We start from the raw sequence: 19575 nt of genomic DNA, 5'->3' as shown, positions 1-19575 counted from the left end.
TGTTAAAATATCTGCAAATATATAATTATTTTTTATCTAAATTGTCCAACGACTCGAAGATAGAGTTATTACTTTTATACTCTGGTACTATAATTTTCAACTGTCGAACCACTTCTAATTTATCTCTTCTTACAGCTGCTTTTGTAACTCTATTGGCTAACAATTCAATATCCTGATACAACATATTGGGATCTTTTGATATCATAATTTTACCATTATGAGTAGGTAAGTTTTTCGTATTATCACTGAGTAGTTCTTCATATAATTTTTCACCCGGTCTTAAACCTGTATAGATAATTTTAATATCCGTCTCTGGCTCCAAACCTGATAATTTAATCATGCGTTTTGCCAAATCTAAAATTTTAACAGGCTCTCCCATATCAAATACAAAAATCTCCCCCCCTTGTCCCATAGTACCAGCTTGAAGCACTAGCTCACAAGCTTCTGGAATTGTCATAAAATAACGAACAATTTCCGGGTGAGTAATTGTAATAGGTCCGCCTTTTTCTATTTGCTTTTTAAAGTGTGGAATAACAGAACCATTAGATCCTAAAACATTTCCAAATCTTGTTGTAATAAATTTTGTAGTATTTCCTTCTGTATGTTGTAGTGCTTGTACAAAAAGTTCTGCTGTTCTTTTAGACGCTCCCATTACATTCGTAGGATTTACCGCCTTATCAGTAGAAACCATTACGAAGCGATTCACTTTATATTTGCTTGACAAACATGCTAAATTTTTAGAACCTAAAACATTGACTAATATGGCTTCATGTGGATTTTCTTCAATAAGAGGTACATGCTTATAAGCAGCTGCATGGTATACCATAGAAAATTCATATTTTTGAAACAACCTCTCTAATCTGTGCCTGTTTGAAATATCTGCTAAAACAAATCTAAACTGAACATGAGGAAACTTTTCCTTCATTTCCAATTCAATTTCATACAGCGGCGTTTCTGCTTGATCCAAGACAACAATTAAAGAAGGATTGAACTGTGCAACCTGACGTACAATTTCACTTCCGATAGACCCTGCTCCTCCAGTGACTAATACACTTTTATTAAAATGTCTCTTTTTAACCTCTTCGTTATCTAGTTTTATTGGTTTTCTGTTCAAAAGATCTTCTATCTGAAGACTTTTAATATTTGTCCCTAAATCATTATCCCTTAGTTTTTGAACTGACGGTGCTTTAAGAATTAGCAAACCTTTTTCTAAAAACAAATTGACCCACATATTCATTTCATCTCGGGTAAGATTTTCTTTAATGATCAGAACCCCTTCAACATCTAAGTCATCTATTGCTAAAGACTCTAATTTATCTTTAGTATATATTGGTTTTCCTAATATTTTAGCATTAGTTGTATCATAACGCTGTGTTAAAAATCCTTCTATATAATATGGTAAACTAGGGTTATCCAAAATAGCACCAGCCATTGCAATAGATTCTTCACCAATTCCTAGTACTAGTATTCTTTTTTTAAGAGAACTTCTTTTATATTCTCTCAGCATGTGAAAAGATTCTTTAACAACAAGTCTAAATAAAAATAGAAAAGCAAAAGATGTTGCAAAATAAAATCCTAAAAGAGGAATAAGAATAAGATGTTTTTCTGTTATTGTATAATAACTGTAATTAATAACAATTACTATCAATGTAGTACAGACACTCGCAGTAAATAACTTGAACAAATCCATAAAAGTAGAATGCCTGATAATTCCTGAATATGTTTTAAACATATACATAAAAAGGACATTCACAGAAATAACCATCAAAAATTTCTGAAAAATATTTATAGATGGATATGTTTTTACATTTAGGGCTTCAAGAATAATAAAAGAAAGTGCTAGTGAAAAAATAAGGATAAAAACATCAATAAAGAAAATTATCCACCTTGGCAGATAACGTATGTCCGTAAGGTTCACCAAACTACTCCCTGAGTAAACCTTACGTTTCGCAGAATTTATTTTGTTCATTAATTTGTTTTGTCTTTGTCTGTCTTAACGCTGAATTATCAAATATATTTTCTGATCTTTAAATTTATTTTCATTTAAACAATATTTAAGCCAAAAACATTATCATCAAGAGAATTCATGTTCTTTTCAAGTATCTAAATATTTGAATTTACCAGCTCCTAAAGATACGTATTATTTATTTTATTTTCTATTTAGCTATATTTTCCATAATTATCTCATACTCATAACCTTTTGTCACCAAAAAGCGAATTAATTTATTTTTCTTTTGATAATCATTAAGCCCTTTATAGGTAGGTATAAGTTTTTCAGCAAAAATTCTGATTTGTTTTGAATAGTCATCATCATAAATTTCATCCATGCAACTATTGATTAATTTTTCAGAAACTCCTTTCATTTTAAGCTGAGTTTTTATTTTGTTCCTTCCCCAATGCTTTATATAAAATTTTCCTCTTATATAACTTCGGGTAAATCGCTCTTCATTAAGGTAGTTTTCTTTTATCAGGTACAACAGTATTTCATCTTTAGCTTCTGAAATTAAAAGAAAGTCTTTCATCTTTTCCTCAACTTCTTTATGACATCTGTCCTGATAAACACAATAATTTATCAGTTTTTGTTTTATTTCCTGAAATGTAAAACTTTTGTGCTCGTTATACATTCTTTAATGTTTATCAATAAAAAAAATAAAAGAACAGCCTGCAAAACTATTCTTTTATTATTAGACGAATATATTAAACTTTATTAATAATTAAATAAAGCCTTTCCTTCCATTAATTTATTTACTTTCCCCTTCACTGTATCCACCACCTCATCATTTTTTATGTTATCTACTACTTCTGAAATCAATCCAGCAATAGTTTCCATATCATTTTCTTTTAAACCTCTGGTTGTGATAGCAGCTGTACCCAAACGGATTCCTGAAGTAGTAAATGGTGATTTATCATCAAAAGGAACCATGTTCTTATTACAAGTAATATCAGCTTTTACTAAAGCTTTTTCAGTTTCTTTACCATTAACATTTTTATTACGAAGATCTATTAGCATCAGATGATTATCTGTTCCACCGCTTACAATATCAAAACCATTATCTATCATAGCTTTTGCAAGAGCCTGTGCATTTGCTTTAACTTGCTTCGCATACACAGTAAACTTATCATCAAGGGCTTCACCAAAGGCAACTGCTTTACCGGCAATCACATGTTCCAATGGCCCTCCTTGAATTCCTGGGAATACTGCTCCGTCTAATACCTGACTCATCATTTTGATTTCTCCTTTTGGGGTTTTATGTCCATATGTATTTTCAAAATCTTTCCCCATCATAATCATACCACCTCTCGGGCCTCTTAGTGTTTTATGGGTAGTCGTAGTTACAACATGGCAATGCTCAAATGGATTATTCAGTAAACCTTTTGCAACTAACCCAGCTGGATGCGCTATATCAGCCCAAAGTGTTGCCCCGATTTCATCTGCAATTTCTCTGAATTTCACATAATCCAAATCCCTTGAGTAAGCTGAAAAACCAGCAATCATCATTTTAGGTCTTTCTCTAAGAGCAACTTCTCTCATCTGGTTATAATCAATGAGACCTGTTTCTTTTTCTACCCCATAAGAAACAACTTCATATTGTATTCCGGAAAAATTTACAGAAGAACCATGAGTCAAGTGCCCTCCCATTGACAAATCCATTCCCATTATTTTATCTCCGGGTTTTAGAACTGCTAAATAAATTGCAGCATTAGCCTGAGATCCTGAATGAGGCTGAACATTTACATATTCTACACCAAAAAGTTCTTTTGCTCTTTCTATTGCTAAAGTTTCGACCTCATCTACTACTTCACAACCTCCATAATATCTTTTTCCAGGATAGCCTTCAGCGTATTTATTTGTTAACACACTTCCCATCGCTTTCATTACATTATCCGAAACAAAATTCTCGGAAGCAATAAGCTCTAATCCGTGGCTTTGTCTTTCTCTTTCTTTTTCTATCAAGTCGAAAATGATATCACTCATAGTTCAATTAGGTATTTCAAGTTTAATAATTATGTTTCAAAAATACTGATTTTTATTCTTAAAATAAAGTTGGATGGGCATCTGCCATTTTTGGAATTTCTAACCCGGATCCAATTGCCTTATTCAGGTTTTCAATAAAATAGGCAGATAAAAGAGGTGAAGCCTTTTCTATATTCTGATGAACAAAGAAATACAAATCGCGTAAACCATCTTTTTTCCATTCAACTATCCTTTGTATCCATTCATCTAGACGGGTATAGTCACTATCTGCATTAGCCCCTACATAACGAACAAAGGCAGTTGGAGTAGTCAGTCTCATATGCATCATATCTCTTCGTCCTGCAGTATCAACAATAATATTCGTAATATTATGTTGTTCAAACAACTCACAAGTTTCATTAAAAATTTCCTCGCTTGTGAACCATTCTGTATTACGTAACTCTATTGCTAAAGGAACTTCCACAGGCCAGTCTAATATAAATTTTTTAAGGCGATCGAAGTCTTTAGGCTTAAAGTTATCATGCAACTGCAGAAATACCATCCCAAGCTTTTCTTCAAAATTCATAATAGCTGAAGCAAACTGCGTAACAGGCTCCGTTACATCTTTTAATCGTCTGAAATGAGATACAGTATTTGTTATTTTTGGAAAAAATTTAAATGAATCCGGAGTTTTATTTTTCCAAACTGTCACCTGATCCGGGGTAGGCATTCCATAAAAAGTAGCATTCATTTCTATAGAATTAAATTGTGTGGAATAATAGCTTAATTCATCTTTTGTCCCTTTAGGATAGAATCCTTTGAGATCTGTTTTATTCCATTTAGCACATCCTACAAAGATATCTTTAAGGCCCTCTTTATTATTTTCTAATACTAATGAGGTATTTATATGATCACGTGGAATAGTAAAATTTATTAAAGAAGGATCCTCTACTTGTCCGAATTTCATTTTTTCAATCTTAAAAATTAAAGCTTAAAGATAAGAATTTTATCAGAGACCATCGTTAATGATAAGCTATTATAATATCAAAAGGAGCAACCTTGTATGATTACTCCTTTTTTATACTATTTATATTAGATTATTTTCTAAGATCTTTTAAACCAATCGAAAACAGACTTTTTCTTTTCTTCTCCATAACCATAGCCATAGCTTCCATAACCATAACCTCCGTAACCATAACCATAACCATTTAGCTTCAGTCCATTTAATACGATTGCTAAATTTGAAAGCTTTTTCTCCTGATAAATCTTTTCAATTTCAGGAAGTTGTCTACGGTCCATTTTACCTATCCGTATAATAAATAATGTAAGATCTGCCACACGATCTATAATACTTGCATCAGCTACTATTCCTACCGGAACACCATCAATTATCACATAATCGTAGCGTTCTTTAAGCTTTGTAATTAGTTCATCTAAACGCTTACCCAATAGCAATTCAACAGGATTAGGCGCTATAGCTCCAATAGGTATAAAATCAACACCTTCAGCAACATCACTCTTATGTATTATTTCATCAATGCTAATCGATGGACTTGAAAGATAATGACTACTTCCCTTTCCATGCAAAAGATCTACACGAGAGCTCAATGTTCCTTTTCTTAAATCTAAATCTATGACTACAACCTTTTTTTCAAGGAAAGACAAAGTTGTTGCAAGATTTAGTACACTAAATGTCTTACCAACTCCAGCACTAAACGAAGTAAAAGTCAACACTTTTGGAGGTGCATCATCTTTCGTCATAAAATTAATATTGGTACGTAAAATCCTAAATGCTTCAGTCAACGGATCCCTACCAGATCCACTAACTAATATATCTCCTTTTCCTTGTCTTCTACCTCTGGCCAATGGTATTTCACCTAGAAACGGAACACTCAATACATTTTCTAAGTCCTGACGACCTCTAACTCCTGTATTTAGTACAAGCATGGATAATAATATTACAGCTGGTACCGCTGTTCCCAAAGCAACCCCTGTAAATATCTTTTTAAGACGATTAGGATAAACTGCCACATCTGGTCCTGATGCAGGATCTACAACTCGAATGTTTTCATCTGTCATAGCCTCATTCAATGCATTTTCTTCACGTTTATTCAATAGATATAAATAAAGTTCTTCTTTTACTTTATGTTGTCTCTCAACTGAAAGCATTGCTCTCTGCTTTTTTGGCATTTGCAACGTTTTTCCTATAGCTTGCTCTTCTTCACGTTGTGCATTTCTCATTTTAATAGTCAACCCCCTCAATGCATTATCTACTGCTCTATTAATATTATTACGCATAGACTTAAGTGCTTCATCTAAATCTACAACCACAGGATTTAATGTATTACCTCCTTCCGCTAAACGATTTCTTTTTAATAATGCCATATTATACTCTGCAATCTGGCTTTCTACACTTGCATCTACAAGTCCCGTATTATTTGGGATTAACTCATTCCTATTCTTATTATTGAGATATGAACGCATCATTTCTGCGAGTCTTAAATCTGTCTCAGTTTTTGTTTTCTCCGTTTTATACTGATTACTTTCTGACAAATACATACCTCCGGCAGTTTCTATATCTAAACCTTGGTTATCAATTTTTAAATTTTCAATATTAGCTTCAACTGCCCCCAACTCACTTTCTATAATAGCTAATCTATCTTTAATAAAGTTTGCGGTATTAACAGCAATTTTATTTTTATCTTGTAGATAGATTTCATTGTACATCTTAATCAGTGTTCCTAAGATATCGTCTGCACGCTCAGAGGACAGATCATCAAGAGACACTTGCAACAGTGAAGCATCTTCTTCCATTTGCTTAACTTTTAAATTGCCCATTAAGCCTAACATCATTTCCTCGCGCGGATATTTTGTTACCAGAATACTTTCTCCATAATTATCTTTATGATAATATTTACTTGGCACAATTATAATTTCTCCAAAAGGAGTTTTAGTAAGCTGATTCAATACCACTTTCACCTCTTGTCCATCAACATTCTTATTCCAATCTTTAACAATTACATTTTTAGCGTCAATTGGTATAATTGTAAATCCATATCGACTTTCTGGACTTTTATTTGAAAATACTACCTTAACTGGTGATTTTTTATAAAGTTCATAATCTCTTAATCCTCGATGTACTTTATAGCTTATATCTGCTCCTAATCTATCAATTGTCTGCCTCATAAGCTCTTTAGATCTCAATTGTAAAATTTCATCCTTAACACTTACAGAGCTACTCACATTTGTTCGTGTAATACGCGCTGTTGTTGGCGTATTAGACGAATTTTTAATCATTACAACTTCTGATCGGCTATAAACAAAAGGAGTTTTGCAGTATTGATAATAATAATATCCACCAAATACTAAAATAGACAATGCAAACCATTTCCAATTATGTAAAAGGTATTTCAGAAGATCAAGAACATTAATTGTTTGTTCTTTTCTCTCTCCAATTCTATATTCTTTTTGATTTAATGTATTCATCAACTTTCTATTTAGCTACTCTAATTAACGTTAACACAGAAATAACCGTACCCAACAATCCTGCCCCAACTCCAAAATACCGCCAAAATCTATCTTCTTTAGGTGTAATTTCAGCACTACGAGGCTCTATATAAACAATATCATTTTGTTTTAGATAATATGCTGGCGAATTAAACACCTCCTGGGTCTGAATATTCGTAACAATTTTTCGCCTTACACCATCCTCTTCACGGATAACTGCAACTTTTTCCGGAAGGGCATTAGCCGTTAATCCTCCAACTCTTGTAATTGCTTCTAATAAAGACATTCTGCCATCTGGTATCTCTAAAACTTTTTGTCCACCAACAGCACCAATCACACTAATTTTAAAATTTAAAATTTCAACTTTTACAATAGGTTCATTAATAAATTTATCATTAATTAATCTATTCTTTATTAAGTCTCTTACCTCCTCCAGGGTTAAGCCTTCAATATGAAGAGACCCTAATACCGGAAATGCTATATTTCCTTCTCTATCAATAATATACCCTTGATTACTGGCTGACTGATCTATTCCTGTCGAAATATTACCATCTTCATTTACTTTATATGAACCCGCAATGGTATTAAAAGGAGCTGCTAATTCAGGGGATTTAGCACTTACCTGAATACTCACTCTGTCATTTTTTTGTAAATGTAGCGCAGGGGCCTCTGCCACTGGATACTCCACATCTGTTTGCATATCATTTACATATACAATTTTTTTAGATGCACAGGAATTTAACAAAATAATGCTAAACAATGTCAATCCTAAGATAAATTTATTCATCACGTTATAATTTATTATTTTTAATAAGTTCTTGACTACACAAATATGCAGCATTTTGATCAGGTAAACACGATAATTGCCCTACATAAACCCTACATATTATTTTTTCCAAACTATTAAGCATCTGATCAAACAAATTCCTGTTCCAGCGAATTGCCGTACAGCTTGGCAGAACAGAAAGTAAGGCTTCTTTTCCTGATGCTTTTTTCCATTGATTTTCCGGAGCCTGACGCAAACGTACCAATCCTTCCAACAAAACACCTACATTTCTATAACAAGGCGTTTTACCACTCCATGGTGTTCCATAGATCATAACACTCTCATCTTCCATAATCCGTACAGCAGGATTATCATCATTCAATAATTTTGTATCCGGTATGTATTTCAACCATAAACGGCTATGTGTACTTTTTCCTGTACCGCTTTTCCCTAAAAAAGCATAACCCCTTCCATCTTTTTCAATTACAGATGCATGGAATAATACAGTATTATATTTCAGCATAGCCTGGCCAAAAGCAACCATTAGTAACCAACTGAGAATTGAGGTAGTATATAACTCTTCTTCTAATATATAGATTGTGGACTGGCTAAAATCTTTAGTACTAAACATCTTCCATTCTCTGCTTTTTTCTTCACTCTGAACAGAAGTTATATAATTTTCTGAGGATTCTTCAAAACGGAATCTGTCTCCCCAGACAATAGAAACATCACTTAATAGTTTAGTTTCTCCGATATCTCTTTGTCTCGAATTTAATTCTAACCGAATACTAATTTTAACAGTTTCCAAAGGATCTTCAGTAATAAAATCAATAAATGAGGGTAAACAACGATCTATCTGAATCTGCACAGGTAGAATCAGTTCCATAATATGGTCTGCTATCTGAAAATAGATAGATTTTAGATCATTGTGATATTTCATTTTATCATTCTGCATTTTTTCTCATTATATATAAATAGTCTGTTGACATTTTCCCGCCAACTTCATATCATGTGTTACAAATACTAATATTTTATTTTTTCCGGCTTCTAATAGACGTCCTATTAACTTTTCTCCTGTATCGGGGTCAAGAGCAGATGTCACTTCATCAAAAAGCCAAATATTACAGTCCCGCATTAATGCTCTTGCTACAGCAATACGTTGTGCCTGACCTTCAGAAAGTCCATAACCCGACTCTCCTACAATTGTATCTAATCCATCTGGCAAATCATATACAAATTCAGCGCAGGCCAGATACAGAACTTCTCTAAGTTTACTGCCAGAAATATCTTGTTCTCCTAACTGTAAATTTTCTTTTATACTTCCACTAAACAATTTATCGCCTTGCGGTACATATGCTATATTAACACGATGCTTATTGGATAAAGATAGATGCTCCGCACCTGTATTAATAAATATTTCTCCTTTATCTGGTTTTATTAATGCCAGCAATAACCTTATAAGTGTTGTTTTACCTTTCCCACTAGATCCTATCACAGCTGTGGGTTGCCCCGCAATGAATTTTGCATTAAGATCTTTTATGACAAGTTTATCATCATAACGGAAACTCAACTGGTTAATTTCTATATTCTGAGGCCCAGTAATATATTCCTGCTCAACTTCTTCTTCTACTTCTACTAATTGTAATTCCTGTACTCTGTCAACAGCCGTTCTGAAACGAATAAATAATGGTACAAATCCCATCATCAGTAATATTGGTGCCTGAATGCGGCCTACCAGTTGTAAAAAAGCAGTCATGGTTCCAAATGAAATTTCGGATGCATGCAAACGATATACTCCCCAACCAAACGTTAACAAGAATCCTGCATTAATCGTCAGTTTCATTATTCCCTGGGATACCGTTGAAAAATTTAATAGTCTGACTTTTAAATTATATATATCACCTTGACTTTTCTCAACTTTTTGCCAACGTGCAAACTGCACACCCAATGCCCTTATAGACATTCTGAATCGTAAATTTTCCTGTACTACATTTCCAAACTTACTTTCTGCTGTTTTTAAATCTCTATTTAATGTTCTAAGTTTTTTAAAATATATTTTTGAAAAGAGGAATAATGGGGATATTGCCACAATTAAAATAGCCAGCATAGGATCCATCAGCCATAAGAAACCAAAAGAAGCCAAAAGTCTTATTGTAGTCAATATAAATGAGACGGAAGAAAACCCTACCATTTGTACAATTTCCTGACAGTCATTATTAATTCTCACCTGTACATCTCCTGTATGCCAGTGCTTGCCAACCTTCCAGGTCGACAACATTTGTGATTTAATCAAAGTATTCTGCAGAGCAATCATCATCTTCATTCTTGTTTTTTCATTTAACCATCCCGAGTAGCTTCTCATCAGAAGAGCTATAATGACACTACAGACAGATAAGATTAAAGCTTTTTGTAAGTCGGATGTACTGCCACCCACTGCAAAATCTACAGCTTTCTTCGACCAGAATACAAACAATAATGAAAATGCAATAGCTGCTAATTCCAATATAAAATACAGCAATAGCTCTCCGCGACTATTTTTAGTAAGAAGCCATGCCCATTTTAATTGATATGATAAATTTGTATTCAATAAATTTTATTTTTTCACTAATCCTGAATAAAAATGAACTAAAGGAAAGCTTAGTGCTTCCATTGGTGCATAAGGCACATATTTTATAAAACTGCTCCATAGCCTTCTCTTGGTGCCTTCTCTTTTTCCCGAGTTTTCTTGCTGATATCTTTCGTCATGAAATCCAAAATTCCCGGATTTCCATATTTCTTCCATCATCCAATCCGCAGATTGATTCCGTTCAATTGGAAAAGGTAAATTTTCTTTAGAAAGACCTACATACTTCACCAAAACTTCATGTAATAATTCAATCCACTTTATTATTTTCAGTTTTGTATAAACTGCTTTCAGAACAGCACCATCAACCTGATTATGATATGTTTTATATAATCTTGCAGCGTCACATAATTGTCTTATTCCTATTCCAAATGACAATAGATGCTTCAGAATATGTGCATTTACCTGCAGCATCTGTAGTAAAGGAGACGGGAGAACTATCTCCTCTTTTTGTATACTAATTCTGACACTAAGATTTTTTTCCTGTTGTTGTAAATTTTGTAAATAGCCTGATAAGAATGGATTATGTATGTCAAATAACTTTTGATGATGGTCTATTTCGCAGTCTCTCCAGAGATAAAAGCTACTATAGCCGGCTGTCGCTTCTGTTACAATACCATATTTTGCAAGCAATTTATCTGCTTTATAAAACTCATCAGTTGTTCGAAAGTACCAGTCGATATCTCCACAAACTCTTCTGCCAGGATTCTCATAGCAAATAGCCAGCCCCTGTCCTTTTAACAATATTGGCTGTATGCTTTCTTTGGAAAAAAAAGCAACCTGCTCAGCAAGAATATCATTCATCCATCGATTTCTTTGTTCAATCTTCTCTACCCGTATCAGCCATTTAATATGTATTTCACGAGGTGGAAGAAGATCTGAACTCAACATTTGTATTCCGTCGAACACAATACCTTCTACTGTTTGTTGTACAGAAATACGGAATAAAGTGTCCCAATCGGCTGTAGACAACGGAAAACAATCTATAGAATCTATAGATTTATTCCAGAGTCCTGCACGCAAAAGCGTGAAGAAAGCCTTAGCAACTTTATCCTCTAACATAATTATTAATCAGTTAATAACCCTTGTTTTTCAAAATCTTGCACAAGCCTTTGCGCATCTTTTTCGGCTATTGCATAGTCCACATTATAATAGGCTAGCAATACTTCTGTCACAGTCTCAACATTGAATTCTTTTCCCTGTAATTCTTTCCATAAAAAAGCAGCTGTTTCATTCAAAGTATATACCTTAGACATATCTATCATATCCTGCTCCGGATCGATTATAACATATTCATCACCTAAATGTCGCAACATTAAATCCTCCCTTAATTTCATATTTTTATTTTATTCCAAATATTTTACTATATACAGCTCTAACTATCCGTAACTTGTACCAGATCTGCCCTAGTAATGTATTAATACTTAATTCTTTTTCTCCTCGGTATGCTTGGATTACAACTGCCAGTATATCTTTATCTGTGATTATTTCTACCTGTTGTATATTACCATCGCCCGCAAGTGTAACAGTATTTCCTTTGATTCTTACAATCCGGTGTAATACATAAGCATTGTTAAAATATGCTAATACGATTTTTCCGTTCACCAAATCATTTTTCTCAAATCTATTCAATACTACCAAATCCCCGTTTTGCAAAAATGGTTCCATACTCCTCCCCGCTACAGGAATTTTCACTTTCTGACCAGCGTTTAATCTTTCTTTTACCTGTTCAAAAAACAAATCATTAGGGATTATTCTCTTACTTAGGATCTTTTTCTCCATACCTACCATATATTAAAAACTGAATCATATTTCGATCAAATATACAATTTAATATAAATCTATAAAAGACATCACTATTCAGCAACTAAAAAACAAAACTTTCCTAAAATTAAAAAAATAATTCAATAATAATTTATATTTATTACATTTAATATAATCATTACATTTTGTAAATATTTATCAACATATAAGCACTTATTTTAATACATCTCTATAAATATCCAGGCACTTCTCTGTCATTTTTTTTCGGGTAAAATATTCTTCATAACGTTTTTTACTACCCTCTGACAATTTCTTATGAAGATTTGCATCTGCACCTATCCGTTTAATAGCCTCAGCAAGTACCACATCATTTTCTGATTCAACTACTAAACCAGAAACTTCATTCTGGTTTACCCAACCTACTCCTGAACCAGGTATATGTGCTGACACAATGGGTTTTCCACAAGACATAGCCTCAATTTGTACAATAGCAAAGGCCTCAGTCTTCCATATAGAGCTCAAACAGAATATATCGCATGCCTCAAAATAATCAGATATATCATCATCGTCTACAAAACCTAATAATGTTACTCTATTCTGTACTCCTAATTCCGCAATAAGATTTGTAAGGGATTCCATTAATGGTCCTTTCCCTCCTATTATAATCTGATAATTTTCATCTAGATACTGGGCTGCTTTAATCAGATATTCATAACCTTTATATTCTACGAGTCTACCTAATGAAAATACTATATGCTTATTTTTATATTTATGCTTTAATTTATCTACTTTCCCTTTGTCAGCTATTAAAGGCTCTACACCAATAGGTATATAATCTATTTTATGCTGAAACTTGTTCAGAAAGAGAGATTCTTTTACATATACCGGGGTTGTCCCCACAATTATATCTGCTCTTTTTATTAACCAATTTTGCAACGGTTTATATAACTTCAATAATGTTTTTTGTTTCAGTATATCACTATGCCAGTGAAGTACCACCTTTCCTTTAAAGCCAGAAAGAAACAATGCTAAACTAGCCATGGGATCAGGATGATGAATATGGATAATATCATAATCCTTTGCGATCTTGCGAAGCTTGAAAATTAAACTTGGCGCTAACATTGTTGCTGCTAACTTTATTTTTGTAGCTTCTACAATCAATTTAGCATATGGATTTATATTAATTATCCCTGCAGGATAATCCTCTGTAGAAGCGCAAAGCATATCGCAATACACCTTTTCTTCAGAAAGCCCTAACATCAGATCATACATTACCTTTTCCACACCTCCTCGAATAGGGTAAAACTTTCCAAGCTGTAATACTTTCATTTGATTATTATTTCTCATATTAAGCTTCAAATAAAAGTGTTTGAAATAATTCTTTCCATGAATGAGCTATTGGCTCTTCTATCATTTTTTCAGGTATTATATTCAATGATGAAAAATCTCCTTGTATTAACAATTTCATTTGCTTAGCCAATTCTTTGGGATCATTTGGATTAAAAAACGCTACCTGCTGACTTCCAGCCGAAGTCTCATGAGCATAAGGCAAGTTTGCCAATAACATTGGCTTGTTAAATTCTGAGAACTCTGAAATAGGCAATCCCCACGTTTCTACTTTAGAAGGAAACACTAAGCAATCACATTTTCTATAATATTGAAAAAGAGATTCTCTATTTTGAAAACCTATCCATTGCAAGGATTGTATAGTTTTACCATACTTTTTATATAACCAGTTTGTATAATTATTTTCATTTCCGGTAAGTGTTATGCTTACTTTAAAATTATGAATTCCTTCATTCTCCAAAATTTCAGTTGCCTGGCATAAACATTCAAAATTTTTATGGCTGTTACCCGAAGCGGCATACAAAAACTCATAAACAGAATCAGGATTTTTTTCAACATAGAAATCTAAATCCTTATTCTTAGGAGAATCTGGGAGTGCTACAATTATTTTATCAGAAGTCAGGTTAAATAAACTTTTAAACTCTTCCTTTAACCATTGTTGCTGGACAATAACAAAATTATTTTTATGAATATTCTTTTTATAAATAAACTTTGAGAATAATGAAAACAGTACTATTTTGGGAGCAAACATACATTCTCGCCACTTCCATTTATAAAACGGAAATGGATTATGACAATATACAGCCTGCTTTTTAGCAATAACATTAGGAGTAGTATCATGTAGTGATAACCACAGATCGACAGGAGGCAGTTTTTTCGAAATATGTTTCATACTGACATATTCATACCATAAGCGATTTATCCATCTTTTTTTAGGCCACTGATTCTCGATATATTCAATATTAGGAAAGTCTGCCAGCTCTTTTTTGTGAACAATAACAATCACTCTATAGTTCTTTTCTATAGAAAATTCTGAAAGAAAGCTTAAACAATCTCTCAGTATAGTAAGAGTTCCTCCTACATTTAAATTTACAGCTGATACTACTATCGTCTTCATTAATTTTCTTTTGTTATGTCATTAAAGAGATTAACCCACTTATTCATAATCTGATTCTCAGAGAAATTTTTCGATAAATCTCTTCCCATATTCCCCATCTCTCTTCTTAGTTCGTAATTTCCAATAAGATTTAATATTTTTTCCGTCATCATTTGAGAATCTCTTTCTGGTACCAGATAACCATTAACACCATCCTTAATAATATCTTTTGGCCCACACTTACAAGCATAAGCGACTAGAGGTAAACCACAAACTTGGGCTTCGAGCAATGTCATGGGAAGTCCTTCATAACGGGAAGTCATAACCAATATTGAACTTTTCAGATATTCTTGTGCTATATTTTTTACCGGAGAACATAATTTTACAGTTTCTGAAAGATTCAAATCATTAATTAAATTTTGTAGTTCCCCTTTTAATGGACCTTCGCCAAAAATATCTAATTTCCATTCAGTATTTTTAGCATATACATCTTTCCATAATCTTATTAATTCATCAAATCCTTTTTGGTAATCATAGCGACCTACAGCAATAGCTCTTTTATCAGTTAGGACAGACTGTTCTGAAGAAGTAAAACTATTAGCATTAGGGATAACTTCAATATTCGACAGCTCCCCCCAGTAACTTTTATCTTCTTCTGTTAAAACTACAAAACTATTATACTTTTGAACAGTTTTTAAGTCACTACTGCTTCTAAATTTATCTATAATACTCCATATTCCTTTACGTCCATATTGAATACGCTTGAATCGTGAAAAATGAATTTCAAGAATTTTCTTACTACCATCATTTATTTTAGGTATAAGAGTAGCATCATTATCAAACATAGAAATAACAATATCAGCTTTAAGATCTTGTAATACTTTTTCTAATTTTTGTTTGTGTATTTTTTGTTTTGAAATGTAAGAGTAAATTTTCTTAAATACATTTTTATTAAGATCCTCACGATAATTTATTCCAAGGTCAATATGCTTAATCTTCGAATTCATTTCAAAATAAGGCTTTCGCTCTTGTTGATCCGTGGTAATAATAGTTATATCATATCCTGCGTTAGCAAGATAGTTTGCTTTATTGGCAAGAACTCTTTCCATTCCCCCGGAATTAAATGTCCCTAGAATACTATATACTATTTTCATCAAAAAGTTCTTCTTCAGAAGGTGTAATAAATTGGTCTAAACAAAAGAATAATGCATAAATAAAGAATATATCAGTTGCTACTTTAAACCATATCGCAAATGTCAGAATAATAAAAATTAAAAACATTATTTTATACTTCGGGACATAATATGAAAAAAAGACACCCAAATAGACAAAAAGAAAAGCAAATACTGAAAAGCCTATTAAACCACAATACAATATAAAACGACAATACCCAACATCTGTTCCATATATAAAGTTATCAAAAAGACCACTTCCTATTAACCATGTTCTTTGGTCTGTGGGCCAAATCCACATTTCTCTATTAAGTTTATCCGTAGAGTCTGTTTTCCATTCTCCAATCTCTACCCAATTAAAAAAACCTTCAAATGCAAAACGCATATATCCGTGAAAAGCACCGTTTGAATTATATAGATAAACAGAAATTACTATTGCGAATAGTAATAATCCACCGAATAGAAGTCCTAACCTAACAGATCCAAGTTTTATTAGTAATCGGAAAAGTCCTGATGAAAATACAAAATATCCAATCGCAGTAACTAATCCTAATATCGTTGTACGTGAAATAGCATTTCCTATGATAGCTATAGTAAAAAAGGCAACTAATAGTAAAATAATGGTAACATTACTCTGACGCGTCTTATCATCATGGCTAAGTAAACCTGAAATCATCACTAATACTAAAGAAAAGCGAACTCCGGCTGGGTCAAGTGCTGCTCCAATACCATATAAACGATTAACCTCTAAAAGAAATTCCTGGCCTTGATTCACATAAGTATCTACTATTATACGAAATACAGGAATACTGTCCATTAGCATTGCTAAAATACATTGTGCAAAACAAACGCCCGCGAGATATAAAGTTAGTATTCTAAAATCAATTTTTCCATGTACGCTTCTTATAAAGGCACATACTGCATAGGCGCCTCCTAACCAAACTGAAAAACTTACAATATAATTGGCATAGGAATAATCATCCGTATAATTGAGATCAGTTGATATATAACAAATTAACGAGAATATTAATGCTATACACACTGCCATTAAGAGCCCTTGCTGCATAACAATTTTTTCATTTTTGACAGATTTGTACAGAAATAAAATAATACCAACAACCGAAAGCATCATTTTAGTATTGATATTATCAGGCAAAAATGTGAAACTTATAGGAAAAAAGTATAAACTTGTAACAATTCCTATAAATAAATAGGGAATAACACGTAACATATATTATTTTTATTTATAAATAATACCATAAATATAACGAATCACTATATTATAATATAGCTTTAAGAACCAATATTGTCTTTTCATTGCCATCCACTGTAAAAGACGTGTCCTAAATGACATATCTTTATTTCTCATAATAAATGGATTGGCCTCGGGAAACCACTTTAACCATATCTTGTAATTATCTTTTTTATCAGAAATAAGAAGAGGTAACTTTATATTTAATTTCAAAAAATTAATCCTCTCATCAAGTCGACCAGAATACACACTTTCTTGCAAATACCCTTCTATAGCATTTAAATTTGCCATTACTTCTTTTCTATGTCTTTCAGAATAAGTTTTCGTTAATGAACCTTCATTAGATTGGCCATAGTGATATAATGCTTTATCAATATAAGATACTTTCTTTGCATGTATAAATAATTTTATCATAGCCATCATATCTTCCCCCATATTCATACCATCTAAGAAACGAATATTATATTCTTCATATAATGAACGACGCACCATAAACAGCCAGAGATTCCAACGTATCTTACCACTAAGTATTTTTTGTATTGCGTCAATTGGAGTTTCAAATGAGGATTGGTTCATTTTACGCTCATTATGACTAAATGACAAATACCAATTACAGCCAATTATGTCTGCTTCTGTTTCGATAGCCTCTTTAACCATTATTTCTATAGCATCTCTTTCAATATAATCGTCAGCATCCACATAATAAATATAGTCCCCTGTTGCATTATTCAATCCTGTATTACGTGCTCCAGCAACTCCTTTATTATGCTCATGGGAAATTACTTTTATTATTATATCCGTTTGGTTGCTTAATCTTACAGTATATTTATCTATAACATCAAGTGTATTGTCCTGGCTGCAATCATCAATTAAAATAACTTCCAAATGCTGATAACTCTGTGAGATTATAGAGTCCAGGGCAATATATAACGTACTTTCCGCATTATATACAGGTACTATAATCGAAACTAATGGGTTTTCTTGTAACATATCTATTTAATATTTAAATATGAATTTGTCTGTTTCCTGTAATGAAAGACAAAACTTTTGGACAATATTTCTCCATAAACCTATATATAATTAATATGATACAAATACAAATAAAAGGAATTATAAAATATCCTATTAACATTCCTAAATTCGATATTGACAATGGAGATTTCAAAAGAGCTCCTTTAAGCCAACCCAATATATAAATCATATGACTTCCATAAATAAAAAATACTGTTGGGGCTAAAAGAATAAATACCTTTTTTAATTTTTCATGAGTAAGACATTTATACCCCCCGAATAATAATACTACAATCCCAAAAATTAAAAAAATACGTACCCAATATTCTTCATATTCGGATGCATTATAATAACCTACAAATCCCAAAGCTATAACTGCTAATAGCATAGATATTTTTCTGTAAGAAATCACAATACTCAGCATATTCTTTTTATATAACCCCATAAATGCTCCAAGACCAAAATAGAAAATAGCTGTAGTACCCAATCCCGGAATATTGAATTCTATAGTAGATAAATAAATTGCCAAAATAATTAGCAATCCATAAAATTTTGTATACTTAAATAAATAATAAAAAAGAGGTGCAGCAATTGTCATTACAATAAGATCTCTAACATACCACAAAGGATAATTAATAGGTAACCCCCAAAAAATATTATATAAAGACAAATTTTTTATCCCCATATAAATTTCATCAAAATTTTTATCCAGCATATAAAACACAATGTTTTTTAAATATACAAGCAATATGTATATAATATTCCAACTTATATAAGGAATCAATAGAGTTTTAATTCTTTTTTTTAATTGTGAAAAATATATTTCGGTATTTAATTTTGAAATTTTAAAAAAGAAAAAATAACCTGAAAAAAGGAAAAAACAAGGCACAGGCAAACGTCCTAAATAATGGGAAATTAGTTCTGTTATAGTATTATAAATATTTTCCCCATCTAAATTAAGATTAAGTGGTTTTTGTTCAAATGGAAGCATATGTACAAAAACTACTAATACCATCAGAGGAAAACGCAATAGCTCTATTACCTCTGATTGCAAATGATTTAATGTTTTTTTTTCATCCATA

17 protein-coding genes are annotated in these 19575 nt (G+C 32.2%); all 17 read right to left on the bottom strand.

What is annotated here, in order from left to right; translation table 11 throughout:
• Positions 1–25: 25 nt before the first annotated feature.
• Positions 26–1969 (bottom strand): nucleoside-diphosphate sugar epimerase/dehydratase, encoded by a 1944-nt coding sequence (locus C8J95_RS14765; protein ID WP_107809519.1) that lies wholly within the window; start codon positions 1967–1969, stop codon positions 26–28.
• Positions 1970–2156: 187 nt separating this feature from the next.
• On the bottom strand, positions 2157–2624 hold the full coding sequence (locus C8J95_RS14760; RefSeq protein WP_107809518.1) for a regulatory protein RecX: 468 nt from the start codon (positions 2622–2624) through the stop codon (positions 2157–2159).
• An 83-nt stretch (positions 2625–2707) separates the two neighbouring features.
• On the bottom strand, positions 2708–3976 hold the full coding sequence (glyA, locus tag C8J95_RS14755; protein WP_107809517.1) for a serine hydroxymethyltransferase: 1269 nt from the start codon (positions 3974–3976) through the stop codon (positions 2708–2710).
• A gap of 58 nt (positions 3977–4034) precedes the next feature.
• Positions 4035–4922, bottom strand: coding sequence for a DUF72 domain-containing protein (locus C8J95_RS14750; protein WP_107809516.1), 888 nt, complete (start codon positions 4920–4922; stop codon positions 4035–4037).
• Positions 4923–5059: 137 nt separating this feature from the next.
• Positions 5060–7441: a GumC family protein gene (locus C8J95_RS14745; protein ID WP_107809515.1), complete on the bottom strand. Its 2382-nt coding sequence runs from the start codon at positions 7439–7441 to the stop codon at positions 5060–5062.
• Positions 7442–7448: 7 nt separating this feature from the next.
• Positions 7449–8249 (bottom strand): polysaccharide biosynthesis/export family protein, encoded by an 801-nt coding sequence (locus C8J95_RS14740; protein ID WP_255412827.1) that lies wholly within the window; start codon positions 8247–8249, stop codon positions 7449–7451.
• Between the two features lie 4 nt (positions 8250–8253).
• Complete coding sequence (locus C8J95_RS14735) at positions 8254–9183, bottom strand: hypothetical protein (RefSeq protein WP_107809514.1); 930 nt, start codon at positions 9181–9183, stop codon at positions 8254–8256.
• Positions 9184–9192: 9 nt separating this feature from the next.
• Positions 9193–10815, bottom strand: coding sequence for an ABC transporter ATP-binding protein (locus C8J95_RS14730; RefSeq protein ID WP_107809513.1), 1623 nt, complete (start codon positions 10813–10815; stop codon positions 9193–9195).
• 6 nt (positions 10816–10821) lie between these two features.
• Entirely contained in the window at positions 10822–11913 is a 1092-nt protein-coding gene (locus tag C8J95_RS14725) for a nucleotidyltransferase family protein (RefSeq protein ID WP_185124621.1), read from the bottom strand.
• Between the two features lie 5 nt (positions 11914–11918).
• Complete coding sequence (locus tag C8J95_RS14720) at positions 11919–12188, bottom strand: PqqD family protein (protein ID WP_034869273.1); 270 nt, start codon at positions 12186–12188, stop codon at positions 11919–11921.
• 4 nt (positions 12189–12192) lie between these two features.
• Entirely contained in the window at positions 12193–12633 is a 441-nt protein-coding gene (locus tag C8J95_RS14715) for a S24/S26 family peptidase (protein WP_107809574.1), read from the bottom strand.
• 195 nt (positions 12634–12828) lie between these two features.
• Positions 12829–13944 carry a glycosyltransferase gene (locus C8J95_RS14710; protein ID WP_107809573.1) on the bottom strand — a complete coding sequence of 372 codons (1116 nt, stop codon included), beginning with the start codon at positions 13942–13944 and terminating at the stop codon, positions 12829–12831.
• A gap of 19 nt (positions 13945–13963) precedes the next feature.
• On the bottom strand, positions 13964–15079 hold the full coding sequence (locus C8J95_RS14705) for a glycosyltransferase family 1 protein (protein ID WP_107809511.1): 1116 nt from the start codon (positions 15077–15079) through the stop codon (positions 13964–13966).
• Positions 15079–16167 (bottom strand): glycosyltransferase family 4 protein, encoded by a 1089-nt coding sequence (locus C8J95_RS14700; RefSeq protein WP_255412826.1) that lies wholly within the window; start codon positions 16165–16167, stop codon positions 15079–15081. The genes C8J95_RS14705 and C8J95_RS14700 overlap by 1 nt, the downstream gene beginning before the upstream one ends.
• A 28-nt stretch (positions 16168–16195) precedes the next feature.
• Entirely contained in the window at positions 16196–17461 is a 1266-nt protein-coding gene (locus C8J95_RS14695; RefSeq protein WP_107809509.1) for a hypothetical protein, read from the bottom strand.
• A gap of 9 nt (positions 17462–17470) precedes the next feature.
• Positions 17471–18472: a glycosyltransferase family 2 protein gene (locus tag C8J95_RS14690; protein WP_107809508.1), complete on the bottom strand. Its 1002-nt coding sequence runs from the start codon at positions 18470–18472 to the stop codon at positions 17471–17473.
• Positions 18473–18485: 13 nt separating this feature from the next.
• Positions 18486–19574 carry an acyltransferase gene (locus tag C8J95_RS14685; protein ID WP_107809507.1) on the bottom strand — a complete coding sequence of 363 codons (1089 nt, stop codon included), beginning with the start codon at positions 19572–19574 and terminating at the stop codon, positions 18486–18488.
• Position 19575 lies beyond the last annotated feature (1 nt).

Origin of the sequence: Elizabethkingia sp. YR214 (assembly GCF_003058195.1) — a bacterium.
Lineage (GTDB): Bacteria > Bacteroidota > Bacteroidia > Flavobacteriales > Weeksellaceae > Elizabethkingia.
The sequence above is the reverse complement of the archived record's forward strand: the minus strand, read 5'-3'. Positions and strand labels throughout refer to the sequence as shown.